Source organism: Streptomyces sp. YIM 130001, from assembly GCF_003574445.1.
GTDB lineage: Bacteria > Actinomycetota > Actinomycetes > Streptomycetales > Streptomycetaceae > Streptomyces.
Genome location: NZ_KZ984553.1, coordinates 113,723 through 140,285 on the forward strand (window position 1 = coordinate 113,723; position 26,563 = coordinate 140,285).

Consider the following 26,563-nt stretch of genomic DNA (forward strand, 5'->3'; position numbering starts at 1 on the left):
GCGGCCTGATTGCACCAGGAGGATTCCGTGTCCGCGCGATCTCCTGTGCGTTTCCTCCTGCAGTCCCTCAGCGCCCGTCTCGCCGGTGTGCTTCCCCGGCCGGTGTCACCGCGCCCGAGGGTCCGGAACGCCGTCAATACGATGCCCACTGTGAATCTTCATGAGCTGATGGAAGAACAGACGAGTTTTCACGATGTCCCGGCGGTAGCGGTGGGTTCATCGGTGGCGGGTGCACGCACGACGGCGACCCAGGGAACGGTCAAGGTGACGGCGGAATCGTGTTTCCGTATCGCGTCGCTGACGAAGGTTTTCACCTCCGCGGCGCTGGTCCGCGTGCTGCGGGGCAACGGTGTCCCGTTGGGCGCACCAGTCATCGAACTGCTTCCCGGCCTTGCGCCGGACTGGCGGGCCGACGAGAGCCTCACCATCGAGCAGATCCTGGGGCAGGTCTCTGGCCTGCGTGAATCGGTGGACGCGGCAACCGTGAAGGCTTTGGGCGATGGGGACGGCGCGCCGCTGGAAGCCGCCCGGCTCGTGGTCCGCGCCGGGAATGAGCGGGAGCCCGGCGAGCGGTGGTCCTACTACAACGGCAACTACTTCCTGGCTGGCTCGATCCTTGCGGCCCTGAGCGGCACGACGTTCGAGAGTGCGTTGGAGGGGGCCCTCCTCGTCGGCCGGGGCCTTGAACGGACAGGTTTCGAGACCCCGGAGGCGTCCGTCACCGGGTGGAACGGCACAACTGAACTCCCACTGCTCGGCTATCCGCGCACCCGTCGGCCCAGCGGGGGCCTGTGGTCGTCGGTGTCGGAGCTCCTGGCCGTCGGTGAGGAGCTGCTCGCCGACCAGGCTCTCCTGGAGGAGATCCGTCGTCCGCGCACCCGGTCCGACGATCCCATGGCCTACGGGTTGGGGTGGGCCCTGGGGCCCTCGGGCCAGATGTACCTCAACGGACGGCTACCCGGCTACCGGGCTGCCATGGTCCTGATCCCGGACCGGGACTACGTGAGCGTGGCCCTCGCCAACCAGGAGACTTCCCTACCCGCCTTGGCGCGACTGCTCAGCGACATGCAGCAGCCCCTGACCGGGGACGACATTGCCAAGGCGGTCAACGACTTCGCTGCCTGAGACCTCGGTGCTGAGCTCTGAGTGCCGCGATAAGCGGTTGACCTGGGCCATCAGCTCGCGGCTGGCCGCCCGCGCGGCAGTGAGGTCCTCGTCCCGTTCGGCGAGTTCCGCACGCAGGTCGAGGATCTGCTGCTCCAACTCGGTGACCCGGCGGGTAAGCGTTTCGACGTCTGCCGGGGCGCCGAGGCCGGAGGCTTCCCAAGCCGCTTGCCCCAGCGCCTCGGAGAGGCGTCGCTCGAGGCGGGTGATGTGCGTGGACAGGCGGCTGTTGCGGGCCGTGAGGTTCGCGACGTCGGCCAGCAGCGACCGCCTGCTGACCTGCGTGCCCGTCGTTGCGCCGGGCGGGGGCTCGCCCGCGCGAGCGAGAACGGCCGCATGCAGGTCGCCGTGACGGTGAATCAGGCTTCGGTGAACGCCGGCGGCGCGGGCGACCGCGGAGACGCTGATCTCCTCGCCGCTGGCCGCAAGCTGGTCAAGGGCCTTGAGGACTCGGGACCGACGGCGTTCGGAGTCCGCAGCCCGCGCCTTGGCCAGCTGGTCCGGTGATGTGGTCATGCGTCGCGCTCCAGCCGCAGGTTCGGCTCAGGTGCCCGGACTCCGGGCATGCCGAGGGAGACCGTGCGGGTCTTGCGCAGGGTCCGGGTGGCTTCCTTGATCTGTTCGCGTTCGTCGTCGGTGAGTTCTTCGAGGTCGGTCTCGACGCGGCGGATCAGGGTGCGGATGCGCTTGATCTCCTCCTCGGACGGGGTCGATTCGGTGCGGGCCCAACCGTCCAGTTCGGTCGCTGCGGCGAGGCGTTCGCGGTCCCGCAGGAGCATGTCGAGGTAGGCCTTGAGCTCCGGCAAATACGAAGGGTCGGTGCGGAAGTGATCGCAACCGACGCAGCGGAACCGGAACGGGCAACCATGGCCGCCAGCCTTGACGTTGCTCGGCTCGACGCAGATCCCGTAAGGGACGGAGACCTGACCGATCCGCAGGCGGGCGTGCTCGTGCTCCAGGAGCTGGCGAGCTTCGGTCCAGATCCGGTTGCCATGCCGGTCGAACTGGTGCGAGACGAGCTTGTCGACTGCGGACCGGGTCCGCTTCTCGGTCACCCGATAGTAGGTTTGTGTAGTTTGCAACGATCTGTGACCCATGAGCTCACGGAGCACGTCGGGCAGGGTTCCGGCGTCGGCGTGACGTTGCGCGTAGGAGTGCCGGTAGGAGTAGGGAACAACTTCCAGCTTGGGGAACTCGGTGCCATCGGCCAGCAGCAAGGGTGGCATGGCGTTGACCCAACGGCGGTGGACGTTGCCGATGTGCTGCATCCGGAACGGCTGGGTGCCCTCGGAGTTCTGCCGGGGACGGGGGAAGAGGACCAGCTTGGACAGTTCGGTGTCCGGGAAGCGAGCGCGGATGGCCTTCTTCTGCCGGACGATGATCTCTGCGGTGGAGTCCGGGATCGGCAGGCGGCAGCCGACGCGGTTGTTCTTGAAGTCGGTGTAGACGAGCACGGACTTGCCGTGCTCGTCGGTCTCCAGGCAGTCCCAGGGCAGGCACCCGATCTCGTCGGGGCGCCGACCGGTGTCGACGAGGACCTCGATTGCGGTGCGTGCGTCGTCGCTGCCGTCACGGATCTGGTCGAGGGTGGGCAGCCGTTCGCAGAGCTGGCTGAGGATCTCCTTCGGCAGGGCTCTGCCCGGTCCTTCCTCAGTGATGACCGGCGGCATGTCATGCCTGCGCAGCGCGAAGTCGTCCGGCAGGTCGGCGAGGATCTCGCCGGGCCGGGTCAGTCCCATGTCACGGATTTCGCGCAGGAACCGGCCGGTGAAGCGGGAGACCGTCGTGCGGCGGAAGGCGCTGATCTCGCCGGTGTGTTCCAGATGAGCCACGTACTGCGTGAACGCCTCGATGTCGCGTCGGCCGAGCGCGGCCATGTCCTGTCCGCCGTCCTCGCGCGAGCGGATCAGGCTCTGCGAGAGGTAGCGGACGCAGAGGATCATCTCGGAGAGGCCGTTGGGGATGTTCTTGCCGTAGCGGCGGGGGATCTCGTCCAGCACCCACGTCTTGCAGGCACGCCGCATCCACTCCTGCTGCAACGGCGTGAAGTCCATCTTCCGCCACTGGCCCAGTCCGAAGGCGCCCATGTTCCAGACGTCCTTGATCTGCTCCAGCTCCGGGGTGGAGACGGCGGCCGCAAGTGTGCGGCGCATGCGGTTGGCCATACCCGCGAGATGGGTGTTGCGGGAGACCACGACGTCGTCGAACTGCTCGACGCGTTGCTCGCGCAGGTGCCGGACGACGCCGCGCAGCAGGACGGGCGGAGTCTTGACCTCGGCGTCCGTGCGGGCCTGGAGGACGTAGAGGATCTCGGCGGTCACCAGGGCTGGCAGACCGCGCAGGCTCAGCGCGGTGGACTCGGCCGTGCCGGGCTCGGTGCGGCACCACGTCTCGAAGTCAGCGTCGGGGACCTGTGCCTCCTGCCACCTCACCCAGTGGGGAGGGCAGAACGCGTTCGAGCTGTTCGCCTGGTGCCGGTGGCAGGCGTCCACCGAGCACAGGCCGAAGCCCGGCAGCGGGCGAACGCGCGGGTCGGCGAAGAACTCTTCCAGCGGCGGACGTCCCAGCTTCGTGAACAACTCGCGGTGCCGCATGCACATCTGCGTGCGGGACGACGTCCAGGGGCGCCGGCACTTCGGGACCGCGCACCCGCCCGAGATGTTGCTGATCTGTTTTGGCTCGGTGGCCAGGAAGTCCTCCGGCGTTTTGCCGCTCCTCTTCCAGACGCTGCGGCAGGCCGAGCACAACCCCAGTTCCGTCTTCCGGGCTGCTGCCCAGCAGCCGGAACGGGCGCAGACATGCATGCCGAGGAAAGGGTGGTCCGGTGAGGGCCGAAGGATCCGGGACTTCTCGTCCCAGTTCAGAACGTCCAGCGTCTCCGGTCGGATCAGAGCGCGCAGCCGTTTGGCGCGGGCAGGCAGCAGGTCCGATGCAGGAGCGGGCACCAGTTTCAGGGCCGTGGTCATCCGTTCCTCCTGGGAGCGAGAGCGCCGACCCGTTCGACAGCGGACCGCAGGCGTTGCGGATCGGGGTGCAGGTAGACCTCGGAGCTGGAGGCGTTCGCGTGGCCGAGCAGATCGGCGATCTCGTCCAGGACGGCGCCGGCGTCGGCGGCGTTGCTGGCGAATCCGTGCCGCAGGGCGTGGGGGTGGACGCCGTCGGCCAGCCCGGCCCTGCGCGAGAGCCGGCTGAACAGGTCGTTCAGGGCGCCGGGCGGCATGGGTGCCCCCAGCGGCGCTCGGAACAGATTCACCAGCACGAAGTCGCTCTTGCGGGCTTCGCGGCAGGCGTCTCGTTCGACGACGTACTGGTCGTAAGCCTGCACCAGCAGGAAGTCGACCGGGACGGCGCGCGAGCGCTTCGACTTTGCCCAGGCTCCGTTGTCGTTGTCCCGGCGCACGATGTGCAGGTGAGAGCCGGGAATCCGGCAGCCAAGCATGCTGGCGTCCAGGACGAAGTGGATGTCCTCGCGCCGAAGGCCCACGGCCTCGCTCCGACGCAACCCGGCCCTGGCCAGCAGAAGGACGATGAACCGGTCACGGGCCGAGCGGCAGACCCGCAGCAGGGCAAGGACGTCCTCGTCGCTTGCGCGGCCGACCGGTTCGTCCGGCTCGGCGGCCCGGTGCCGGGCTTTGGCGTAGTAGCGCAGCCCGCTGCCCTCGCCGCGGGCCTGCATCGGCAGGTCGCGGTCGTCGGCGACCTCGTAGAGCTGGGACAGCACGAACGTTGGCACCGTGCCCAGCGTCGTGGCGTGCGCGAGGAATTCGCGGACGCCGGCGAGCACGGTGTTGATCCGGCGTGGTCCGCGGACCGATTCGCTCCCAGGCCCGGCCACCACCGGAGTACCGTCGCCGGGCGAGTACCGCAGCCAGAACATGAAGCTGCCCAGGCGACCCGCCGCCGTCGTCCAGTCCCTCCCGGTGCACCCGCACCACGTCAGGTAGAGCGCGACCGCCCCGGCGTATGTACGCGTCGTCGACTCGGCCTGATCACGACCAAAGCGCACATGCCGCAAGAACTCGTCCGCCGCCGGTACGGGCGCCAGCCGGTTCTCATCCAGCACGGTCCAGTACCGCTGCCCCGACGGCATGCGTACAGGGAAAGCGCGGAGTCTTCCGGAGACCGTCTGATGAGCCACGAGCCTTCAACGACAACTCCGACGTGCACGACACGGCGACGCGAACCGTCGTACACAGCAACCCTCTTGCGGGTGACGCGACAGTGCACGACGCACCTACAAACCAGAGAGAACGACGACACCTACATCGCCGACGGCGAGCGCGTCGTGGTCCTCGCCCGCTACAGCGCGACCCACAAGGGCACGGGCAAGGCGATGGAGGCGCGCGTCGCGCACAGCTTCGTCGTCCGCCTCGGTCGCATCGTCCGCATGGAACAGATCGTGGACTCCACCACCGTCCGTGCCGCCATGCAGTAGTCCCACAAGCTCCGCTCGGAGCTCCCGAGCAGGCCGGTCGGCCCCTCGCCGACCGGCCTGCGCACCGCCTCGCCACTTCAGGCTCAGAAAGATCATGCGTATCGACTTCTGGGCGGACCTCGCATGCCCCTGGTGCCACCTCGGGCACAACCGCCTACGCCCCGCACTCGGGCGCTTCCCGCACCAGGACCAAGTGACGCTCGCCCACCGCGCCTTCGAGCTGGATCCACTGCGGGAGAAGGGCTTCACCTGTTCACAAACGGGCACGACGAGACTCCTTCGAAGAGGACCGGAACGGGAGATCCTCACGCCGGCAGCCAGCACATCGGCGACTCAGCGGCAAGCGCGGCCAATGGCCTCCTGGTCGTTCAGGGGCCGTGGAGGCCGTAAGCTCACCCCTCGCTGGACCGCAGGGTCAGCGAGATCGAGTTGATGCAGTACCACTCATCCGTCGGCGTTGCATAACCCTCTCCCTCGAAGACATGCCCCAAGTGCGAGCCGCACCTCGGTCCGCACTGTCCCGTGTGACGTGTCGGACACAAGTTCCACGGCATCCGATTGCGTGCATAGTCGAAGTTCGGCCAGCCGCAGCGGCGCCACACCAGCTGCCGTTCGAGCACCTCACAGCTCTGTTGGACACAGGACGCGAATCTGCCAGCTGCCCTCGTGACCGCGCCGTCCGCGGGCAACCCACGGGCACATCACCAGCTGTAGTACGGCAGTTGACGGGCGAGGGCGGAGAAGTGACGTTGCCCCTGCCATGCATCGCGATTCCCGATCACGATCAGGCGCCTCTTGGCGCGGCTCACCGCCACGTTCAGGAGATTGGGCTTGGCGGCGGCCCACCGGCGCGAACCTGCTGCATCAGGATGCGTCCCCAGGACGAGTATCACCACGTCGGCTTCCTTGCCCTGCGCAGTGTGAACCGTACCCACACGGTCGTGTGGCACCAGCCCGCGCAGGCGCTCCCCGGCGCGACGTGCAACGTCTCGAAAAGGGCTGATGACGTACAGCTCGTTCGATGGCAGTTCCTTGTCGAGGAGTCTGTTCACAGCATCGACCAGAGCTTGGCCTTCGGTCGGCACCCACTTCCCGGTGGCCTCCTGTGACCGGACATCCCACCAGAAACTTCCTTCCGGCGGACCGAAGGGAGCGCGGTCGCCGACACCGTGCACCATCAAGCCGTCGTACGCGATCGTGTTGCTGATCGTGAACATGGGGTCGTCACAGCGCCGGTGCACCCGCAGCGGTGAGCCGACCCACACCTCGGTGGAACCGTCCGGCAAATCCGCAGGCAGGGTCGTGCCCCACTGCCCAAGTCGGTCCGCCACCTGTTGAGCAGATGTCCAGGCTGGTGCCCATTCCTGCGCGACCTCATGATGCGTGCGAAGCTTCTGCTGGGCCGTCCACGGCAGCACGACCACAGGTTCGAGCTGCAATGGATCGCCGACGAGTACCGCACGGCGACTTCGCCACAACGCTCCCACCGGCATCTGCGGTGCGGCCTGCCCCGCCTCGTCGACGAACAGCCAGCCGAGATCTTCCTTGCCCAGGCCGGCGAACAGCCGGTCGTAGGAGGCGAACGTGGTCGAGACGACGGGCACGGCCAAGAAGAGGTTCTGCCAGGCGGCGCGTACAGCGTCCTGCTTCAGGTCCCTCGGGGCGTTCCCACCTACTACTTCCATGGTGGCCTGGAGGTTCTTCAACATCACGTCGCCTGACGCACTGAGGAAGGCGCGGTGGAGTCGGAGCGCCTCGATGAACAGCCGTGTTCGAGCGGCAGCAAACTCCTCGTCGGCCCACGGAGCTGACCGCTCTCGACGCTCCAAGGTCGCACGGTCGGAGAACGGATCGAAGTCCGCAGGATCCGGAACATGGTCGCCCCATTTCCGACGGGCGGTTGCCACTGTCCGTTCCAATGACTCTAGGCGACCACGCACGGCCCGCGCGTTCGCTGCTGTCTGCTCGGCCGCGGCCAGGTCTCCGCGGAGCGCTTCGAGCTTGGTGCGGGACTCTGTCACGTCATCGATGGCCCGGTCTACACGGCGGGTGAGGCGTTCGTACTCGTCCTGCCACGTACGGTTCGCTCGGCCGAAGGTGAACAGGCTCTGGAGCAAGCCTGGTTGGGCCGACTGATGGTCGCGGCGGCGCTCCCTGCATCCCCTCTCGACATCTTCAAGTCGTGTCAGCTCCTGCGCAGCTTCCGCGGCCCGTTGCCGGAAGTCCGGCAGGTCTCCGGCGATCGTCGCGGCCTCCCGATCGGCAGCGACCGCCTCGCTTTTGGCCGAAGCCAAGCCGTCCAGAGCCTGTGCCGCCTTGCGCCGTTCGTCTCGCAGTCGCTCGACCAGCGCTCGTGCGGCCTTGAAGTCACGTACCGCAGCGCTCCAGTCGACGGGCTCTACGGACGGATCACTCTTCCCACTGAGCACATCCCGCAGCCCCTGATGCGTGCGCGTTCGTCTCACGCCCCCGTGCACGCCTCGCTCGCGCACATTGCCCCACCAGAAGCTGTCCGTGAATTCACCACGATTCTTCCGATTGCCGAGACGGGCAGCTACGGCGCCCCATGCGTCAGCACCGTTCAGCATCAGGCTCGCCTGCTCCGGGAGATACCGGGCCTCGTCACGCCACTGCTCGGCGACGGCGGCCAGGGTCGGAATCTCGTCGCTGATGTTCTGCACCGCACCGTTGTTGGCGGAAGCCACCACCATCTCGTAGCCCTGCAGATGCGGCTTCAGCTCTCGTACCGTCCTGGCGTAACCCTCGGTGCGCCAGGTGTAGGCCTTACCGAACGCTTGCTGTGGGCTGCGTAGTTCGGCCAGTGCACAGGCTCTCTGGGTGACCAGTGCGGCGATCACATCACGCAGCATCGTGGTCTTGCCCGTCCCCGGAGGTCCATTCACGGAGAACACTCCGTGATGCCCGTCCAGCTCGGCCAGTAGGCGGTTCACGGCGAACTGCTGGCTCAGCACCAGCGAACGGTCGGTAGCAGACGGCCATCTGCCCAGTGGGACGAATTCGGGAGAGAGGCCCGCCAGCACCAGCAGCGGCTCCTCACGGACATCGTGCCGGCGTCCCACATCGATGCGGTCGGCCCCAGTCAGGTAGTCCTCCAACGCGCGCCCGGTACGCCCGGCCGCGAGCTCGTCAGACACCTTGTCGAGGTCATCGGCGATGAAACTGTTGAGGAAGCCCTGGTCGCCCGACTCGCCCTCTCGGCTCTGGTACACCTGGACGCTCTTGACCCGGGCGGCATCGGGCGTCAGGTCCGCCTCCACCCCAAAGCGGGCTGCCAGCCAGGCGGTGAAGGCCGCAATGTCGTCGAAGGCCAGCGGCCGGCTACCGAGAGCGTCCGGAGGCAGCTGCCCCGAGCCCTCCTCGCCGTCCGTTCCCGCAGTATCGTCCGTGCCGTATGGACGCGCTGTGTCCGCCACTCCCTGCGCCAGGGACTCAGTTGCCTTTCCCGCCGCAGCCTGCGCTGCTTTGCCCACGACTCCGTCCAGGACCTCACCCACCACACCCCGCGCAAGCTCGCCCAGACCGGAGACCACTCCACCGGTCGCCGCGTCGGCCACGAGCCTTCCCGCGACGGCGAGAAGCCCTCCGGGACCCGCGCGGCCGCCCTGCACCCGGAGCTTTCCATCGCCCAGGGCGAGCATCTGCCGCTCACAGGCATCGGCCTCGTCCGAGAAGCCGTCCAGCCACGCGGCCGCGTCCGGTCCTGGTGTCCGTGTGCGCCCGACGGCCCAGGCGCACGCCGAGAAGCACACCGAGTCCTTGAGGAGAAGGCCGTCCTGGTTCACCGTGAAGGACATGAGCGCGCTGTCACCACCGACGCGCCCGTCACGGTCATCGTCCTCGCCTTGAGGGAACACCTCACCCAGCACATCCCGCACCCGCTCAATGGCGAACACCCCGCAGTAAACCGTGTGCTGCCAGGCGTATTTCGGCCTCGGCTGCGGCAATCCAGAGCTGTCCTCCCAGGGCAGCGGCCATCCGGAACTCACGGCGTAGACCTGTTCGGACGGTTTCACCGGCGGGACCCGCTGAGGGCTGAACAGCTCGACCGCCCGCCAGTACCGCACCACATCCGCGCGCAGTCGGCCACCGGTGACCGCCGCCATATTCACCATCTCCCCCGTAGCCAAGCTGAGTTGATCAGCCTAGCTACGACCGGCGACCCGCGAAACCGACAGTTTCCAGACGGTCACGTCACGTGTGCGAAAGTCGAGGTCCCCTGACAGGTGCCGGGCGGATCGCCTCTGTCGGCCCGGGGTGCCCGGCCTGAGCGCCGATTGCGGCTTGAGCAGCCGCTACGCGGGCGTCCGGCCCGCTAAGGCCGGGGCGACGTCGGGGGTGGCGGTGCGCGGTGCGCCCATTCCCCGACCTTCACATGAAAACCCACGCACCAGCAGCCACCACACACACCGTCATTCGCCTCGACCACCGTGGCGAACGCGGGCCAGGTCTGCGTACCCAGCGGCCGGATGACGGGCGGTCCAGAGGATGCGATACCAGTCGCATCTCTACTCACGACACTTCTCTGGCACCCCGACGCTCTGGGCAGAACACGCCGAAACGCCGAACTCAGTGATTCGTGGCCTACTCGTTCTCCTGCTGACAGTCGAGTTGATCACCATCTGCAGCGACGGGGGACATGCGAGCGCAAAAAGCGACGCGGCCCCTCATTTGAGCCGGGTTACCGATCACCATCAGGCCTCTCATGGCGCGATCAGCGCCACACTCAGAAGATCGGCGTCGGCCGCGGAACCGGCTTCGTCGGCGTCAGTCCTCCACCGGATTGAGCGTCAGCGAGATCGAGTTGATGCAGTACCGCTGATCCGTAGGCGTCGCATAGCCCTCGCCCTCGAAGACGTGGCCCAGGTGGGAGCCACAGCGAGCGCAGCGCACCTCCGTTCGCACCATGCCGTGCGACGTGTCGGAGATCAGCTCCACCGCGTCCGAGTCACGCGGGTCGTAGAAGCTCGGCCAGCCGCAGTGGGACTCGAACTTCGTGGTGGAGGTGAAGAGTTCGGCGCCGCAGGCGCGGCAGGCGTAGGTGCCCTCGGTCTTGGTGTCGGTGTACTCCCCGGTGAAGGCGGGTTCCGTGCCGGCCTGGCGCAGGACGGCGTACTCGGCCGGGGAAAGTTCGGCGCGCCACTGCTCGTCGGGCTTGTCGACGTCGTACGACATATGCGTTCTCCTCGGCGTGCGGAAGCTCTGGGTCCGGGCTGCGGACCGGTCAGCGGGACAGGCGGGCGAGGATCTCGGGACCGAGGTCCGTGACGTCGCCCGCGCCCATGGTGAGAACGAGATCACCGGGCTTCGACATTCCCGCGACCACCTCGGGCACCGCTTCCTTGGAGGGTTCGGCCACCACGTCGGCGCCGGCCGCGCGGGCCGCGTCGACGATCAGGGCGCTGGTGATGCCGGGAATAGGGTCCTCGCGGGCCGGATAGATGTCGAGGACCACGGAGGCGTCTGCGAGGGCGAGGGCGTCGCCCATCTCCTTGCCGAGCTCCTGGGTGCGGGAGAAGAGGTGCGGCTGGAAGACGACGAGGAGGCGGGAGTCGCCGGCCGCCGCCCGCATGGCCTCCAGGTCCGCGGTCATCTCGGTCGGGTGGTGGGCGTAGGAGTCGATGACCTGGACGCCGGCGGCCTCGCCCTTGAGCTGCAGGCGGCGCTTGACGCCGGTGTACTTGCCGAGGGCGGAGGCCAGGTTGTGCGCGGGGATGCCGAGGGCGACGCCGGCGGCGAGCGCGGCGACCGCGTTGAGCGCGTAGTGGCGGCCGGGCACGGAGACCGCGAAGGTGAGCAGCTTGCCGTCGAGCAGGACGGTGACCTCGCTGCTCAGGCCGCGCGGGGTGATCTTGTGGACGCGTACGTCGGCGGATTCGGACTCGCCGTAGGTGACGACCTTCAGGGACGACTGGTCGCGCAGCCGGCGGGTCAGTTCGATCGCGCCGGACTGGTCGGCCGAGACGATGAGGGTGCCGCCGGGCACGATGCGGCCCGCGAAGGTCTCGAATGATTCGTAGATCTCGTCCATCGAGGCGTAGTTGGCGTGGTGGTCCAGTTCCACGTTGAGGACGATGGCGACCTCGGGGGCGTACTTGTGGAAGCTGCGGTCCGATTCGTCCGCCTCGGCCACGAAGATCTCGCCCGTGCCGTGCTCGGCGTTGGAGCCGGGGGCGTCGAGGTCACCGCCGATGGCGTACGAGGGCGAGAGGCCGAGCGTGGACAGGGCCACGGCGAGCATCGACGTGGTGGTCGTCTTGCCGTGGGTTCCGGCGACGGCGATCGGCCGCAGGCCGTCCATCAGGGAGGCGAGCGCGTCGGAGCGGTGGACGACGGGGATGCCGCGGGTGTGGGCGGCGGCCAGCTCCGGGTTGTCGTCGCGGATGGCGGAGGAGACGACGACGCTCGTCGCCTCCTCGGCCAGGTGCTCGGCGGCGTGCCCGATGTGGACCGTGGCGCCCTGCGCCCGCAGCGCCTCGGCCGTCGCCGATTCGCGGGAATCGCTGCCCGCCACCGAGGCGCCGCGTCGGGCGAGGATCTTGGCGATGCCCGACATTCCCGCCCCGCCGATGCCGATGAAGTGCGGTCGGTCCATGGCGGGGGGAAGGCCGGCGGTCATCTGCGTCTCCTGGGCACGGGATCAAGGACTGGCACGGTGGTACGGACCGCAAGCGACGGCACCGGTCCGGGCGGAAGCCGGAACAGTGCCGGTACGGGTCTGCGGCTGCCCCGACGCGGTGTCCGGGGCGGCCCCAGCCTATTCGCTGTGCGCGTAGAGCTTGAGCACGGGGACGCCGACCTTGTGGCGCGCCCTCGACGCCCAGTCGCGGTGGAAGAACTCCTCGACGTAGTGCGGCGCGGTCAGCACGATGACCTCGTCGGCCCGGGTCTCTTCGGCGACCGAGGTGAGTACGTCCAAGGGGTGGTCCTCGACCAGTTGTCCGACGGCCTCGCCGCCGGCGTCGCGCAGCACCTTCAATGAGTGCTCCAGCCCCAGGCGGGCAGGGCCGACGGCCTCGTCGCCCTCCGGTACGTCCGCCTCGTGCACGGCCTCCTCGAGTTCGCCGAGAGCCACGTCGTCGACCGCGCGCAGCAGCCGGTCCTGGTCGCCGCGCGGTTGCATGAGGACGACGAAGGAGACCGGGTCGTCGCCGTGCAGGGTGGTGACGAACTCCACGTCCACGGCCGACAGGGCCTTTTCGATCATCAATACGCTCGTGAACACGACGGGCGCCCTTCTCCTTCGGGGGCCGCCTGGCCCCTGCGGAAACCATCCTGCCCCGTGGTCGCACGAGGTCTGCCGGTTCTAGTGTGCCCAGCGGAACACAAACGGAACGATCAATTCCGCTGATTGTCAGGTTCGACGGTAACGGGTGAACAAAAAACCCTCCTCCTCGAGGAGCGAAGCCAAGGAGAACCGTTTCGGCACGGCGATGCGGGGACCGTCCGCGATCCGCTGAGCGTCCCCCGATGTGAGCGTCGGCGACAGGGTCAGACAGAGCTCGTCAAGGACTCCGGCCGCGATGAACTGGCCCAGCATGCGCGGGCCGCCCTCGGTGAGCTGCCGGGTCAGACCGAGTTCGGCCAAGGCCTGTACGGCTCGAGCCGGGTCCACTCCCCTGCCGTCGCCGGCGACGACCACCCGGGCGCCGGCCCGTTCGGCCTCCTCCTTGCGGTCCTTGCGCGCCTTCTCGCCGGTCAGCACGAGGGTCGGGACCAGTGACGACGTGAAGAGCGGGGCCGAGAAATCGAGGTCGAGACCGGCACTGATCACGGCGACGGCCGGAGCCGGGGTCTGGCCCGCCGCCGCACGGCGTTCCGCGAACGCCTCCCGCGCGCGTGCAGGGCGGTATCCCTCCTTGCGTACGGTCTCGGCGCCGACCAGGACCACGTCGGCCAGACCCCGCAGGGTGCCGAAGATCCGCATGTCGGAGGCGCAGGAGATGGGCTGCGAACGGCCGTCGTGCTGGGCCGCGCCGTCGAGGGTCGAGACCATGTTGGCCCGTAGCCAGGGAACGGCGGCGGAAAGAGAAGCGGAAGGGCGGTCGGAACCCGGTACCGAGGCGGAGGAAGCGGAGGGGAAACCAGTGGGTGAGTCGCTCCGAGCGCCGGAAGCGGAATCAGCAGGGGAACCGGAACGGACTCCCCCGCCACCCTCCGCCCGACCCGTACCGGACTCCGCGGACCAGGGCCCCGCCGACGGCTCCACCGGATAGGCGTAACGGTCGGCCAGCTCGTCGAGCGTCCACTCGCGGTCGGCCCCCGGGCCCTGGTCGGCTGTTTCATCGGTCACAGGGAAGAGGCTGCGCATGCCTCGCAGTCTCGCACGGCCCTTAAGGTGGGGAGTTGTGTCGACCTCCGCTCCCGCCACCGGTACTTCGCAGATAGCCGGCGCGGCCCCTCAGTCCCTGTGCGCCCGCGAGCCCCACGTGCCGGCCGATCGTCTGGTCGCCGAGATGGTGCCGCCACCGCGCTTTCGGACCGCGCGCTTCGAGACGTACGTGCCCGACGAGCGCCAGCCCAGTCAGGCCGAAGCGGTGGAGGTGCTCAGCGGCTTCGCGGCCGGGCTCACCGGTGCGCACGCGGCGAGCCCGAAGCGGCGCTTCTTCAGCCGCAAGCCCGCCGCTCCTCAGGGCCCCCGCGGGATCTACCTCGACGGCGGCTACGGCGTCGGCAAGACCCACCTGCTCGCCTCTCTGTGGCACGCCACTCCGGCGGCGCCCGAGCACAAGGCGTTCGGCACGTTCGTGGAGCTGACCAACCTGGTGGGCGCGCTCGGCTTCCAGCAGACCGTACGCACGCTGAGCGGGCACCGGCTGCTGTGCATCGACGAGTTCGAGCTCGACGACCCCGGCGACACCGTCCTCGTCTCCACACTGCTCGGCAAGCTCGTGGAGGCCGGGGTCGCCCTGGCCGCCACGTCGAACACCCTGCCGGGCAAGCTCGGCGAGGGCCGGTTCGCCTCCGCCGACTTCCTGCGCGAGATCCAGGGCCTGTCCGCACACTTCCGCGCACTGCGCATCGACGGCGACGACTACCGCCACCGCGGTCTGCCGGACGCCCCCGAGCCGTACTCCGACGGGCAGGTCACCAAGGCGGCGTACGCCACCGAGGGCGCGTCCCTCGACGACTTCCCGCGCCTCGTCGAGCACCTGGCGAAGGTGCACCCCAGCCGGTACGGCGCACTGACCGACGGGCTCACCGCGGTGTGCCTGACCGGCGCCGAGCCGGTGCCGGACCAGTCCACGGCGCTGCGCCTGGTGGTTCTCGCGGACCGGCTCTACGACCGCGAGGTGCCGGTGCTGGCCTCCGGAGTACCGTTCGACCAGCTGTTCAGCGAGGAGATGCTGAAGGGCGGCTACCGGAAGAAGTACTTCCGCGCCATCTCCCGTCTCACCGCCCTGGCCCGCGACGCGGCCCCACTGGTGAAGGAACAGCAGGGCAACTGAGGCCCTCCGGGCCGCACTCACCAGGCGCTCCGTCCGGCCGCCTCCTCCGTGCCGGACGGCGTCGGCACGTCCCCCGATGCGGTGGGCACGTCCCCCGATGCGGTGGGCACGTCCTCCGATGCGGCGGGTGCATCCCCGGCGCTCACGGCGAGTGGCGCAACCGCCCTGCGCCGCCAGGCCAGTTCGGGCGCCAGTGACAGCAGCCCCAGTACGGCCAGGCCGGCCCCCAGCCACAACGGCGAGCGCAGACCGAAGTGTCCGACGAAGACTCCGCCCACGGACGATCCGACGATGACCCCGAGCGTGATGAACGACGCGTGCACGGTGTTGACCAACGGCCCCGCGTTACCGGTGCGCTGAACGCGGACGGCCATGGCCGGGTTCATCGTGACACCGACGAGCCCGATGCCCGTCATCAGCACGACGGCGGCGGTCCCCACGTCGGCCAGCAACGCGAATCCCGCGAGGAATACGGCGTTCAGCGCCAACCCGGCGACCTGGACGCCGACGTTCCGGCGGTCGGCGAGACGTCCGACGACGGTGTTGCCGACGACGGTCGCGGCGCCGTAGCCGATGAGCAGCACGGGGACGGTGTCCGCATCGAAGCCGCTGACCCCGGTGAGGATCGGGTTGAAGTACGTGAAGGCGGCGAAGGTCGCCCCGATGATGAGTGTGCTCGTCGACAGCACCAGCCACAGGCGTGGACGGCGGAAGACCTGCATCTCGTCGCGGAGGCCGCTGCCGCCCGCCCCGGGCCGTTCCAGTCGCGGAACGGCCACCGCGGTGACTGCCGCCGCGATCAGGGTCAGCACGGTGATCGCCCAGAAGGCGGCTCGCCAGCCCAGGTGTCCGCCGATGAAGGTGGCCATCGGCAGGCCGAGGAGCGTGCCCAGCATGAGACCGTTCATGGCCACCGCGATCGCACGGCCCCTGACGTTTTCGCGCGTCACGGCGGAACTCACTGAGATCGCGACGCCGAAGAACGCCTGCGCGGCGACGCCGGTGACCACGCGCGCCGCCAGCATGACGCCATAGCCGGTGGCCGTCGCGGCCAGTACGTTTCCGGCAAGGAAGACGGCGAAGACCATGAGCAGCGCGGGCCTGGGAGGCAGGCGCATCACGGCCACGGTCAGGAACGGGCCGCCGACCGCCATGGCGACGGCGAACGCCGTGACCAGATAGCCGATCTGAGGGATGGTCACATCAAGGGAGTCGGCCATCTGCGGCATGAGACCGGCGACGACGAATTCACTGGTCACCATGGCGAAGATGCCCAGGGCCAGCACGTATACGGCACGCGGCACGTGGGTCACGTCCTCTCGTCAGTTTTAGATGATTCAGTTCAAAACTGGGGCGTGCCTCGAGACGGACGAGACACACGGGGCACGACGCCGACCGCTCCCCGTCAGCGGGTCAGCGGGTCAGCGGGTCAGGGAGTCCATGGCACACGCGGTGACACTCTCGAGCGTGGGGCGATCGGCGCCGTTCTGCGCGGACACCCGCAGGCCGGCGATCACCGCATTGAGGAACCGCGCCAGTTCGGCCGGATTCCGAGCGTCGGAGATCTCCCCGGCACGCTGCCCCTGCGCGATGACGTCTCCCAGGTCGGCGAGGCGCCTGGCCAGGTCACGCTCGAGGAGTCGGGACACCTCGGGGTCGCGCCCCGCCAGTTCCGTACTGCTGTTCACGCCGAAGCAGCCGATACCCCGCCCCCGAAGGCGATTGCCCTCCTCCGTATCGATGACTGAGGCGAACACCGACCGGAGCCGCTCGACGGCAGAGAGATCCACATCCTCGAGGAGGGCGAGCTGTCCGGCCGTCGTCCGGTCGAGATAGCGGGCGAGCGCGCGCACGAACAGCGCGTGCTTACTGGAGAACGTGTTGTAGACACTGCTGCGCCCCAGCCCGGTGGCCTCGCACAAGTCCTGGGTCGAGGCGGCCTCGTACCCCTTCTCCCAGAACAGGCGCATGGCCGCGTCCAGGGCGCGCTCCTCGTCGAACATCCTCGGTCGCGCCATGCCGGCACACTACCAGTTTTTGAACTGAGCGATCCAATATTTCTGCGGCACGCGTCCACCGACCGCTCACCGGCCGACCGGCCGACCGGCCGAACACACCCCATGCGTTTCTACGCGCGTGGTTCCCGGCGGCCTGACCGCGTGATACACACGTGCGGGTCACATTCCTGTCCGCCAGCAGGGAGTTGCCCACATGTCCGAAGCACCACTGTCCGCAACACGACGTCAAGTCCTCGCCCGTTCGGGCGCCTTGGGAGCGGGCATCGCTTTCACCGGTGCGCTCACCGAACTCTTCGCGGGCACCGCCGCCGCCCACGGCAGAACGGGCTACGGCCCGCTCGTGCCGGACCCCGATGGCATGCTGGACCTGCCCGAGGGCTTCCGCTACAAGGTGCTCTCCCGCGAGGGCGACAAACTGCTCTCCGGCGAGGGCGACGTACCGAGCAACCACGACGGCATGGCCGCCTTCCGCGGCAAGCACGGCGGCGTGAACCTCGTGCGCAATCACGAGAACCGCGTCGACGCGAAGATCAGAGTCCCGGCCGTCGAAGGCCTCACCTACGACCCGAACGGCATGGGCGGCTGTACGGCGCTGTCCCTCGACCGTAAGAACGAGGTCCTCGAGGAGCGGGTCGCCATCGCCGGCACCGCTGTCAACTGCGCGGGCGGGCCCACCCCTTGGGGCACCTGGCTGACCTGCGAGGAGACCGAGGACAAGGCCGGCACGAACGGCTACACCAAGGACCACGGTTTCATCTTCGAGGTGGACCCCGTGGATCCACTGCGCAGCGGAGCCCACCCGCTCGAGGACATGGGCCGGTTCCAGCACGAGGCGATCGCCGTCGACCCGCGACGCGGGATCATCTACGAGACGGAGGACGCCTTCGAGCGCCCCTTCGGCCTGTTCTACCGCTTCCTGCCCAACAAGCCGCACGGCGGACTCGGTTCACTGCGCGCGGGTGGCGAACTGCAGGCCATGCGCGTGCCTGGGGTGCCGGACCTCTCGGCGGTCCACGAGACGGGCGCCACCTTCGACGGCATCGAGTGGGTCGACGTACCCGATCCACTGGCCGCCGAGACGCCGATCCGCTTCCAGGACTTCGGCACGAAGGGGATCACTCACGGGCAGAAGCTCGAGGGCTGCTATTGGGGCGGCAAGTCCGTCTATTTCGTGTCCAGTTACGCCCGCAGCAAGGAAGGCTCGGCAGGCGACCACTACGGCCAGATCTGGCGGTACGAGCCCGAGCGCAGCAGGCTGACCCTGGTGATCGTCTTCGGGCCGGACACCGATGTGCAGCTGCCGGGTGAGGAGCCGGACAACATCTGCCTGGCCCCCAGCGGCGGCCTGATGGTCTGCGAGGACGGCGAGGGCGCCCAGCACGTGTTCGGCCTGACCCGGCGCGGCGAGGTCTATCCGATGGCCCGTGGCGCGCAGAACACCGGCACCCCGGAAGAGCCCGAGTGGGGCGAGTTCGCGGGGGTCACCTTCTCTCCGGACGACGACACGATGTATGTGAACTGCTACACCCCCGGCACCACGTTCGCGGTGACGGGACCCTGGCACCACCGGTAACTCCCGGTATTCACCGGGTTGTCGGGAACACTCGCGGGGACGTACGGCCGGCGGTCGTGCGTCCCCGCACCCGTCCCCGGAGATCTGCCAGGAGGCGGCCCGGGGCGGAGGCTGCCGCTATAGCGTGGGCCGTCGAGCCGCCGCCCCCGAGGAGCCGCTGTATGCCCAAGCACGACCGGTGGAGCAGTCTGCTCGAAGTGCTGGCCGCGGAGGGCCGCCTCGACGTCGAGGACGCGGCGGGCCGGCTCGGCGTCTCGGCCGCCACCATCCGCCGGGACTTCGACGAGCTGTCCGAGCGGCGCATGCTGCTGCGCACCCGCGGCGGAGCCCTGGCCCACGGGGTGTCGTACGAACTGCCGTTGCGCTACAGGTCGTCGCGGAACGCCCGGCAGAAGCAGCAGATCGCCGCGGCCGCGGCAGACCTGATCGGGGACGGCGAGGTGGTGGGTCTCAACGGCGGCACCACCACCACCGAGGTGGCCCGCGCGCTCGCGGTGCGGGCGGGCAGCGATCTGCAGGCCGTGCCCGCGTCCGGCGAGCCACCGGTCCTCACCGTCGTCACCAATGCCCTGAACATCGCCGGCGAACTGGCCGTACGCCCACAGATCAAGATCGTCACGACCGGCGGCGTGGCCCGCCCGCAGACGTACGAGCTGGTGGGCCCGCTCACCCGTGGAGTGCTGGACGAGGTGGTCCTCGACGTCGTGGTCCTCGGCGCGGACGCGGTCGATCCGGGGCTCGGGGTGATGACGCGACACGAGGACGAGGCGAGCGTGAGCAGACAGTTCGCCGAACGGGCACGGCGGGTGATCGTGGTGGCGGACTCGACCAAGATGGGCGCCCGGGCCTTCGCCCGCATCTGCGGCATCGCTCGTATCGACGTCCTCGTCACGGACTCCGCGGTGGAGCCGGCCATGGTCGCCGGGCTCACCGAGGCCGGCATCAAGGTTCTCGCGGTGTGACACCCCTGCCGCCGCGCCCGTCACGGGTAGCGCGGGGAGCGGACACGCCGCAGGCTCTACGCAGGGACCGGAAGGGGTGCGTGAACGGTGTCGAAGAAGCACGACAGGAAGTCCGCCGAGAAGCCGGGCAGCAGCTCGGCGAAGAGTCCGGGAAAGCAGCGGGGCAAGGCCGAAGCCCCCGCCCCCCTGAGCGATCTCCTGCGGGTCCCGCCCGGCGAGCCCGTCGACCTCTCCTCGTACGACACCCGGGCCACCCCGGGGGGTCCGGGCGGCAAGGCGGCCGGACGCGAGGCCACCGCCCGTCTCGGCGCCCCCTTGGCTGACCTGCAGGAACGCCTGTACGCGGCGAGCACGGCCGGGGACCGCCGCCGGGTGCTGCTCGTCCTGCAGGGCATGGACACCAGCGGAAAGGGCGGCACGGTCAAGCATGTGATCGGCCTGTTCAACCCGTCCGGCTGCCGCATCAAGGCCTTCAAGTCACCGACCCGCGAGGAGCTGAGCCATCCGTTCCTGTGGCGGGTGCGTCAGGCGCTGCCCCTCGCGGGCGAGATCGGCATCTTCGACCGTTCGCACTACGAGGACGTGCTCATCGCGCGCGTGCGCGGCCTCGTCTCGCCCGCTGTGCTCGGCCGCCGGTACGGCGCGATCAACCGTTTCGAGCAGTCGCTCGCCGACGACGGCGTCACCGTCGTCAAATGCTTCCTGCACCTCGGCTACGAGGAGCAGCGCTCCCGCCTCCTCGAGCGCCTCGACCGCCCGGACAAGCACTGGAAGTTCAGCCCCGTCGACATCGCGGAACGCGCGGTCTGGCCCGCCTACCAGGAGGCGTACGAGATCGCCCTGGCCCGCTGCTCGACGCCCAGGACGCCCTGGTACCTCGTCCCGGCGGACCGCAAGTGGTACCGCAACTGGGCCATCAGCACCTTGCTCCTCGAGCACCTCACGGCTCTCGACCCGCAGTACCCGAAGGCCACGTTCGACGTCGCGGCCAATCGTGAGCAGCTCCTCGCCGCACCCTGAACCCGAACAGGCGCCGCCCACTCCTCAATGCCCGAAATGCGCGGTTTGTAGGGTTATCTTCGCGGAGTGAATCTCTCCTCCCTTCGCACATTGGTGACCGTCTGCGCGCTCGGGGCCCTGGTCTGCGGCTGTGCCGATACGGGCGGGGGCGATCGGCCCGAGGAACGGCGGACGCCCGCGGCCGGGCAGGAGCACCGGCCGCAGTCGGCGCCGAAGAAGCGCCCGCCCACGCTGGCTCCGGGCCCGCAGGGCCTGACCCCGGTGTTCAAGCAGGGGCGGCCGGACGGCGGGAAGACCGTGGCGCTCACCTTCGACGCCGACATGACGGCCGATCAGGGGCCGCGGGCCGCAGCCGGCGAACGCTTCGACAACCCGGAGCTGATCGCCACCCTGCGCCGGCTCAAGGTGCCGTCGACCGTGTTCATGACCGGCCGGTGGGCCGAGGAGTATCCGCAGCAGGCCGGAGCGATCGGCTCGGACCCTCTCTTCGAGGTCGCCAACCACTCGTACAGCCACCACGCGTACACGAACGACTGCTACGGGCTCCCCTCCGTATCGGCCGACCGGATGCGCTCGGACGTGGAGCGCGCCTTCGCCGCCTTCGGCAAGGCCGGCATCACGGACCCAGTGCCGTACTTCCGCTTCCCCGGCGGCTGTTACGACCGCGCGGCGCTCAAGGCGATCGCGCCCGCCGGTGTCACCGCGGTCCAGTGGGACGTGGTGAGCGGCGACGCCTTCGCGCAGGACGCCGATGCGGTTGCCGAGGAAGTGCTGCGCGGCGTGCAGCCCGGATCGGTGGTGGTCATGCACTGCACGCGCAGCGCGGCACCGGTCACCGAGCAGGCGATCCGACGGATCGTCCCCGAACTGCGCAAGCGGGGCTACCGCTTCACCCGCGTCTCGGAACTGATCGGCGGTGCATCGGGGCGCAGCAGCTGAGCGTCCCGAGTCCGGTTGTCCCGTCAGTTCGCCGACGCCTTCTGCTGGGTCAGCTCACTCGGCCGCACGATCACGAAACCCTCGCCCTCCAGCTTCAGTTGGGCGACCTCCCCGGAGCCGCCGCGGATCATCGAGCCGACGCTCTGCGAGCGGTGCAGCGAGGTGGCGAGCTGGGCGCTCCAGCCGACCACGGCGTCGGTGTCGACGAACACCGGGTCGTCAGCGGCGACGGGGATCACCAGGGGTTCGCCGTCACACATCACTCCGAGGCGGCCCTGGCCGGTGAACACGCTGTTGAACAGCCCGCCGCCGGTCATGCCGGCGCCCTTCACCGTGCTGATCGTGTAGGAGAGGGTGGTGTCGAAGCACAGGACGTTCCGGCCGTTGAGGGTGAGGGAGTCGCCGGCTTCGAGGTCCACGATGAAGCAGTTCGCCGCCTCGTGCGCGAACCAGGCCTCCCCCTGGCCGCGGACGGCCATCAGGGGCAGCCCTTCGCCCGTGACGGCGCGTTTGAACATGCCGCCTATGCCCTGCCCCTGGCGCTCGAACTGCAGATTGCCGCGGTAGGCGACCATCGCGCCCTGGCGGGCGTACATCTCGCCCTGCACGACGTAGCGAATCGACTTCGAGTTCTGCAGGCTCATCCCGGGGGTGCCGGCCGGCTGCACCATGTGATCGTGCGAAAACAGGTCGCTCTTCATGTACTGCATCCTCTCGCGCACCACTGACAACCACCAGGAATCGGACCACGCCGCCGGAATCCGGTCCCGGCGCGCCTGGCAGACTGAGCGGGTGACCAGCCACTCCGCCACCCCGGCCGACGACGCACAGCCCGAGAGCCCCTTCCGGCACGCGAGTACGGACCGGGACGAAGCCCCGCAGTTCGTACTGCCCCTGGTGGTCCGTATCGAACGTGCCGCACCACCCGCGCGTACCGACGCGCTCGAGACCGCGGCACGCGCCGTACTGCTGTTGCTGAGCGACGCGCGGTCGGCCGGCGAGGGCGAGTGGGCGCAGGCCGTGCGCGACTGGCAGGACGCCAGGATCCGCAAGGTGGTGCGTCGGGCGCGCGGTGCCGAGTGGCGGCGGGCCGAAGCGCTGCCCGGGATCACGGTGACCGGGAAGTCGGCCGAGGTGCGGGTGTTCCCGCCGGTCCCGCTGGACGGATGGCCGAAGGACCTGGCGCGGCTGCAGGTATCCGGTACGGAACTCGACGACCCCGAGGCGCCGGGCCAACCGGACGCCGGGACACCGGTGTTGTGGCTGAATCCGCACGTCGACATGTCGGCAGGCAAGGAGATGGCGCAGGCCGGCCACGGCGCCCAGCTGGCCTGGTGGGAACTCTCCGATGCCGAGCGCGAGGGGTGGCGCGCGGCCGGTTTCCCGCTGTCCGTACGCAGGCCCGGTGCGGCGCGGTGGCGGGAGCTCGTCGCCTCGGGGCTCCCGGTGGTGCGCGACGCCGGCTACACCGAGATCGCACCCGGCTCCTGCACGGTGGTCGCCGAGCATCCGGCGCTGCCCGGGGCCGCCGGGCGCTGAGCCGACAGCCGTCGCGGCCGTGCCCCGGCTGAACACCAGGACCCTCCCGTACGTATCCCTCGGCACCGCCACGTGCGCCGTGCCGCCCCAGAAGCCGACGGTGGGCGCCCGCCGGCGGGACCGTAGGTCCTAGCTCTGGAGGCACCTTGCTGCGGCGTATCAACGGGACCGCTCTGATCATCGCGGCCCTGGTGGCGACACTCGGCGCACTCGCCTTTCCCGTCTGGTCGTACGCGGACCGCTCGGGCACCGGGGAGGCGAACCTGGACGCCGGAACCGTCGCCACACAGTGGGGCCCTCTGTCGGCCACCGACCGGGACTTCCTGGTCAAGGTCAGGCTGGCCGGCCTGTGGGAGATCCCGGCCGGCCAGCAGGCGCTGGAGCGGGCGCCGACGGCGGCGATCGAGTCGGCCGGTGACCATCTGGTGGTCGGTCACACGGACCTGGACCGGCGCACCCGTTCCGTGGCCGCGCAGCTCGGCGTGGAACTGCCGAACCAGCCGAGCGACGAACAACAGGGCTGGCTGCGGGAGCTGACCGAGGCGGACGGCGAGACGTACCGGCGGAAGTTCGCGAATCTGCTGCGGAACTCGCACGGCAAGGTCTTCGCACTGATCGCCGAGGTCCGCCACACCACCCGGAACTCGCTGGTCAGGCAGCTCGCCACGGACACCAACCAGACCGTGCTCGACCACATCACCATGCTCGAGAACACCGGCGGAGTGGACTTCGACTCGCTGGCCAGGGAGGCGGCCGGGCAGGCCACCGCGAGCCCGACGGGCCCGCCGCCACCGAACGGTTCGCTCCCGCCGGCCGCGGGCCCCGCCGAGCCGACCGGCGACCCCGCGCTGACCTCCGCCCCCTCCGCGCAGCCGCCCGACGACGAGGGCAGGGTGATCAACACGGACCGTCCGGAACCCTCGTGAGCCGTGGCGCGGACGGTCCGCCCGCAGCGGGCGGAACCTCAAATGAAGCTCTGAACGTCCCTGTGTCAGGGTTCGTTCAAGTCCGCCGGGGCGAGAACACCAGCACGCACGCGACGAGGGGTGCGGACGGCGAGGTGGCTACGGCGAGGGAGGGTGAGCATGAGGAGCAGGGTGGACACGGGGAGCCCGGCGCGGCTGGGCACGGGGATCGGCTGGCGTCCGGAGATCGCGGAGGCCGTCGAGCGGATGCCCGGCATCGACTGGGTCGAGGCCGTCGCCGAGAACGTGTGTCCCGGACATCTGCCGCCGTCCCTGACCCGGCTCAGGGAGCGGGGCGTGACCGTGGTCCCGCACGGAGTGGCGCTCGGTCTCGGTGGCGCGGAGCGTCCCGATCCGGCACGTCTCGCAGGGCTCGCGGAGCGGGCCGAGGCACTCGGTTCGCCGCTGGTCACCGAGCACATCGCGTTCGTACGGGCGGGCGGCGCGCTGACCGCGTCGCAGCGCCTCGAGGCCGGCCATCTGCTGCCCGTGCCCCGCACCCGGGACGCACTCGACGTGCTCTGCGAGAACGTCAGGATCGCCCAGGACGCGCTGCCCGTGCCGCTCGCCGTGGAGAACATCGCGGCGCTGATCTCCTGGCCGGGCGAGGAGATGACGGAGGGCCAGTTCCTCTACGACCTCGTGGACCGCACCGGGGTCCGGCTCCTGATCGACGTGGCGAACCTGCACACCAACCACGTCAACCGCGGCGAGGACCCCTGCCGTGCACTTGACGAGCTACCCGTCGAGGCCATCGCGTACGTCCACGTGGCGGGCGGTTTCGAGCGGGACGGCGTCTGGCACGACAGCCACGCCCACCCGGTCACGCAGCCGGTCCTCGACGTACTCGCCGAACTCGCCTCACGGGTGCGCCCGCCGGGGGTGCTCCTCGAGCGGGACGAGAACTTTCCCGAGCCGGCCGAGCTCGAGGGCGAGTTGGAGGCGATCCGTACGACGCTGGAGGCGGGGGCGGCGCGGGAGACGGCAGACGTGGGGGCCACCGCCGGGACCACCCACGCGGACGCTCCTGCCACCGAAGTTGCCCGGCAGCGCGTCGCCCTCGCGCAGGCCGCTCTGCTGTCCTCCCTGGTGGCGGGCACCCCGGCACCTGAGGGCTTCGACCACCGCCGCCTCGCGGTGCAGTCGCGGGCGTTGACCGGCAAGCGTGCCGATGTGGTCGCCAAGGTCGCCCCGGAGCTCCCGCAGATACTCGGCGACGGATACCGTCCGGCGTTCTTCTCGTACGCCGCCGGCCGGCCGATGACGGACGGCTACCGCTACGACGCCCTCGATTTCGCCGCCCACCTGCTGGACGCCGGGCTCCCGCACGACGCGGAGGCGCGCCGTGCTCTGGACGCCTGGTGGCGCGAGCGCGCCGGCCGCCCGTTCCTGTCCTGGCCGCCGGTCGTACGCATCGCACGCCGGATGCGCAAGGTGCTGACTCCGCGCGCGGGACACCGTGCGGACGGTTCGGCCGGAGGTGTGCACGGCGCCGGCCGGCACGGGCCGCCGTCCCCCGTCGACGCGGGCGCTCAGCACCGGAGTTGACGCCTCGGGGGACGTCGGCGGAGGAGCGCGGAACGTCCGCCGAAGGTGCCGCACGGACGGACGGTGACTCCACCTCACCGTCCGAATCGTGAACATGCCATGGTCATGCGGATCGCCTTCGCGTAGAACATCGCCATGCTCTGGCTGCTCTTCCTGCTCCCCGCCTGGATCCTGGCGGGCCTCGCGGTCGCCCGCCTCTGCCTCGCCGCGGTGCGGTCGGCGGCGCCGGCACCTGCGCCGTCCGGGTCCGGGCACCGACCGAGCCTGTACGAGGTCGCGTTCCTCGCGGGCGGTCCGTACCGGGTCGCTGAGCTGGCCATGGTGTCCATGGCGAGGGCCGGCCGGGTGCTGCTCGCCCACACCGGCTGGGTGACGGTCGCCGTGCCCGAGGGCCGGGACCCGGTGGAGCGTTCCGTGCTCGATGCGATCGGGCCGTCCGGGCAGGAGCGGATCCGTCCGGTCCGCTCGGCCGTCGCCGTCGCGGATCCGGTGCGCGAACTCGGCGCCCGGCTCGTGGATTCGGGACTCGCCGCGGAGGACGGCGGGCAGGTGCCGGACGCGGTGCGGCAGGTGCGGACGGCGGCGGTGGCGGTGCTCCTGCTCGGGGCCGTGGCGTTGTGGATGTTTCCCGCGGAGGTGAGCCCGGGGCCGGCGGCGGCGTGGTTCGCACTGCCGCTCGGTGTGGTGCTCGGCTGCCTGGTGATAGCGCGATACGAGGTGCGGTCGGGTCCCGAGTGGGCATCGCCCACCGGCCGGGCGATGCTCAACTCGCTGTCGCCGGAGGCGGATTCGGGTGAGCGCGGATATCTGACCGCGGTCGCCGCCCACGGGGTGGCGGCGGTGCGCGATCCGTCCCTGAACGCCGCATTCGCGTCCGGCGGTTCCGTGCGCCGGGACCGCTGAGGATCGGGAAGGGCCCGTAACCGCTGGATC

22 protein-coding genes and 1 pseudogene are annotated in these 26,563 nt (G+C 69.7%); 11 read left to right on the forward strand and 12 right to left on the reverse strand.

Annotation, left to right across the window (positions count from 1 at the left end; genetic code table 11):
* The first annotated feature begins 150 nt into the window (after positions 1-150).
* Complete coding sequence (locus DSC45_RS12445) at positions 151-1,125, forward strand: serine hydrolase domain-containing protein (RefSeq protein WP_162929200.1); 975 nt, start codon at positions 151-153, stop codon at positions 1,123-1,125.
* Here the strand turns inward: DSC45_RS12445 and DSC45_RS12450 are convergent.
* From DSC45_RS12450 to DSC45_RS12460, 3 genes are read right to left on the reverse strand one after another with little or no spacing between them, the layout of a single operon-like run.
* Positions 1,036-1,680 (reverse strand): DUF6262 family protein, encoded by a 645-nt coding sequence (locus DSC45_RS12450; RefSeq protein ID WP_240434598.1) that lies wholly within the window; start codon positions 1,678-1,680, stop codon positions 1,036-1,038. The genes DSC45_RS12445 and DSC45_RS12450 overlap by 90 nt on opposite strands.
* Positions 1,677-4,130, reverse strand: a complete 2,454-nt coding sequence (locus tag DSC45_RS12455) for a tyrosine-type recombinase/integrase (protein WP_119290165.1) — start codon at positions 4,128-4,130, stop codon at positions 1,677-1,679. The genes DSC45_RS12450 and DSC45_RS12455 overlap by 4 nt, the downstream gene beginning before the upstream one ends.
* On the reverse strand, positions 4,127-5,254 hold the full coding sequence (locus tag DSC45_RS12460; RefSeq protein ID WP_119290167.1) for a tyrosine-type recombinase/integrase: 1,128 nt from the start codon (positions 5,252-5,254) through the stop codon (positions 4,127-4,129). The genes DSC45_RS12455 and DSC45_RS12460 overlap by 4 nt, the downstream gene beginning before the upstream one ends.
* A gap of 162 nt (positions 5,255-5,416) precedes the next feature.
* Between DSC45_RS12460 and DSC45_RS12465 the strand changes: the two are divergent.
* A pseudogene (locus DSC45_RS12465) lies at positions 5,417-5,599 on the forward strand (DUF4440 domain-containing protein); the annotation flags it as partial.
* 392 nt (positions 5,600-5,991) lie between these two features.
* Here DSC45_RS12465 and DSC45_RS12475 read toward each other — a convergent pair.
* The 6 genes from DSC45_RS12475 to DSC45_RS12500 form a co-directional block, all read right to left on the reverse strand.
* Positions 5,992-6,219: a peptide-methionine (R)-S-oxide reductase gene (locus tag DSC45_RS12475; protein WP_205571313.1), complete on the reverse strand. Its 228-nt coding sequence runs from the start codon at positions 6,217-6,219 to the stop codon at positions 5,992-5,994.
* 81 nt (positions 6,220-6,300) lie between these two features.
* A complete protein-coding gene (locus DSC45_RS12480; protein WP_162929201.1) occupies positions 6,301-9,723 on the reverse strand; it encodes a DEAD/DEAH box helicase in 3,423 nt (1,140 codons plus the stop codon).
* A 661-nt stretch (positions 9,724-10,384) separates the two neighbouring features.
* Positions 10,385-10,792 carry a peptide-methionine (R)-S-oxide reductase MsrB gene (gene msrB / locus DSC45_RS12485; RefSeq protein ID WP_119290176.1) on the reverse strand — a complete coding sequence of 136 codons (408 nt, stop codon included), beginning with the start codon at positions 10,790-10,792 and terminating at the stop codon, positions 10,385-10,387.
* Between the two features lie 49 nt (positions 10,793-10,841).
* Entirely contained in the window at positions 10,842-12,236 is a 1,395-nt protein-coding gene (murC, locus tag DSC45_RS12490) for a UDP-N-acetylmuramate--L-alanine ligase (protein ID WP_119290178.1), read from the reverse strand.
* A 138-nt stretch (positions 12,237-12,374) separates the two neighbouring features.
* Positions 12,375-12,842 (reverse strand): indole-3-glycerol phosphate synthase, encoded by a 468-nt coding sequence (locus DSC45_RS12495; RefSeq protein ID WP_119290180.1) that lies wholly within the window; start codon positions 12,840-12,842, stop codon positions 12,375-12,377.
* 129 nt (positions 12,843-12,971) lie between these two features.
* A complete protein-coding gene (locus tag DSC45_RS12500; protein ID WP_119290547.1) occupies positions 12,972-13,910 on the reverse strand; it encodes a dihydrofolate reductase family protein in 939 nt (312 codons plus the stop codon).
* A 55-nt stretch (positions 13,911-13,965) separates the two neighbouring features.
* On the opposite strand from DSC45_RS12500, the gene zapE reads away from it, so the two are divergent.
* Positions 13,966-15,066 (forward strand): cell division protein ZapE, encoded by a 1,101-nt coding sequence (gene zapE / locus DSC45_RS12505; RefSeq protein ID WP_240434600.1) that lies wholly within the window; start codon positions 13,966-13,968, stop codon positions 15,064-15,066.
* 17 nt (positions 15,067-15,083) lie between these two features.
* Here zapE and DSC45_RS12510 read toward each other — a convergent pair whose 3' ends face one another.
* Positions 15,084-16,370: an MFS transporter gene (locus DSC45_RS12510; RefSeq protein ID WP_119290549.1), complete on the reverse strand. Its 1,287-nt coding sequence runs from the start codon at positions 16,368-16,370 to the stop codon at positions 15,084-15,086.
* Positions 16,371-16,487: 117 nt separating this feature from the next.
* Positions 16,488-17,084: a TetR/AcrR family transcriptional regulator gene (locus tag DSC45_RS12515; protein WP_119290184.1), complete on the reverse strand. Its 597-nt coding sequence runs from the start codon at positions 17,082-17,084 to the stop codon at positions 16,488-16,490.
* 193 nt (positions 17,085-17,277) lie between these two features.
* Between DSC45_RS12515 and DSC45_RS12520 the strand changes: the two genes are divergently transcribed.
* From DSC45_RS12520 to DSC45_RS12535, 4 genes are all read left to right on the forward strand, one after another.
* Positions 17,278-18,657 (forward strand): alkaline phosphatase PhoX, encoded by a 1,380-nt coding sequence (locus tag DSC45_RS12520; RefSeq protein WP_119290186.1) that lies wholly within the window; start codon positions 17,278-17,280, stop codon positions 18,655-18,657.
* Positions 18,658-18,818: 161 nt separating this feature from the next.
* Entirely contained in the window at positions 18,819-19,619 is an 801-nt protein-coding gene (locus tag DSC45_RS12525; protein ID WP_119290188.1) for a DeoR/GlpR family DNA-binding transcription regulator, read from the forward strand.
* A 186-nt stretch (positions 19,620-19,805) separates the two neighbouring features.
* Entirely contained in the window at positions 19,806-20,639 is an 834-nt protein-coding gene (locus DSC45_RS12530) for a PPK2 family polyphosphate kinase (RefSeq protein ID WP_240434621.1), read from the forward strand.
* 66 nt (positions 20,640-20,705) lie between these two features.
* The gene (locus tag DSC45_RS12535) at positions 20,706-21,578 is read left to right on the forward strand and encodes a polysaccharide deacetylase family protein (RefSeq protein ID WP_119290192.1); all 873 of its coding nucleotides are present in this window, start codon (positions 20,706-20,708) and stop codon (positions 21,576-21,578) included.
* A 23-nt stretch (positions 21,579-21,601) separates the two neighbouring features.
* On the opposite strand, the gene DSC45_RS12540 is transcribed toward DSC45_RS12535, so the two are convergent.
* Positions 21,602-22,279 carry an AIM24 family protein gene (locus tag DSC45_RS12540; protein ID WP_119290194.1) on the reverse strand — a complete coding sequence of 226 codons (678 nt, stop codon included), beginning with the start codon at positions 22,277-22,279 and terminating at the stop codon, positions 21,602-21,604.
* 91 nt (positions 22,280-22,370) lie between these two features.
* On the opposite strand from DSC45_RS12540, the gene DSC45_RS12545 reads away from it, so the two are divergent.
* The 4 genes from DSC45_RS12545 to DSC45_RS12560 all read left to right on the forward strand — a co-directional run bounded on the left by DSC45_RS12545 (position 22,371) and on the right by DSC45_RS12560 (position 26,533).
* Positions 22,371-23,117 carry a peptidyl-tRNA hydrolase gene (locus DSC45_RS12545; protein ID WP_240434601.1) on the forward strand — a complete coding sequence of 249 codons (747 nt, stop codon included), beginning with the start codon at positions 22,371-22,373 and terminating at the stop codon, positions 23,115-23,117.
* A gap of 149 nt (positions 23,118-23,266) precedes the next feature.
* Positions 23,267-24,043, forward strand: a complete 777-nt coding sequence (locus tag DSC45_RS12550) for a DUF4142 domain-containing protein (RefSeq protein ID WP_205571324.1) — start codon at positions 23,267-23,269, stop codon at positions 24,041-24,043.
* A 159-nt stretch (positions 24,044-24,202) separates the two neighbouring features.
* On the forward strand, positions 24,203-25,630 hold the full coding sequence (locus tag DSC45_RS12555) for an MbnB/TglH/ChrH family RiPP precursor modification enzyme (RefSeq protein ID WP_119290200.1): 1,428 nt from the start codon (positions 24,203-24,205) through the stop codon (positions 25,628-25,630).
* Between the two features lie 135 nt (positions 25,631-25,765).
* A complete protein-coding gene (locus DSC45_RS12560; RefSeq protein WP_119290201.1) occupies positions 25,766-26,533 on the forward strand; it encodes a TIGR04222 domain-containing membrane protein in 768 nt (255 codons plus the stop codon).
* Positions 26,534-26,563 lie beyond the last annotated feature (30 nt).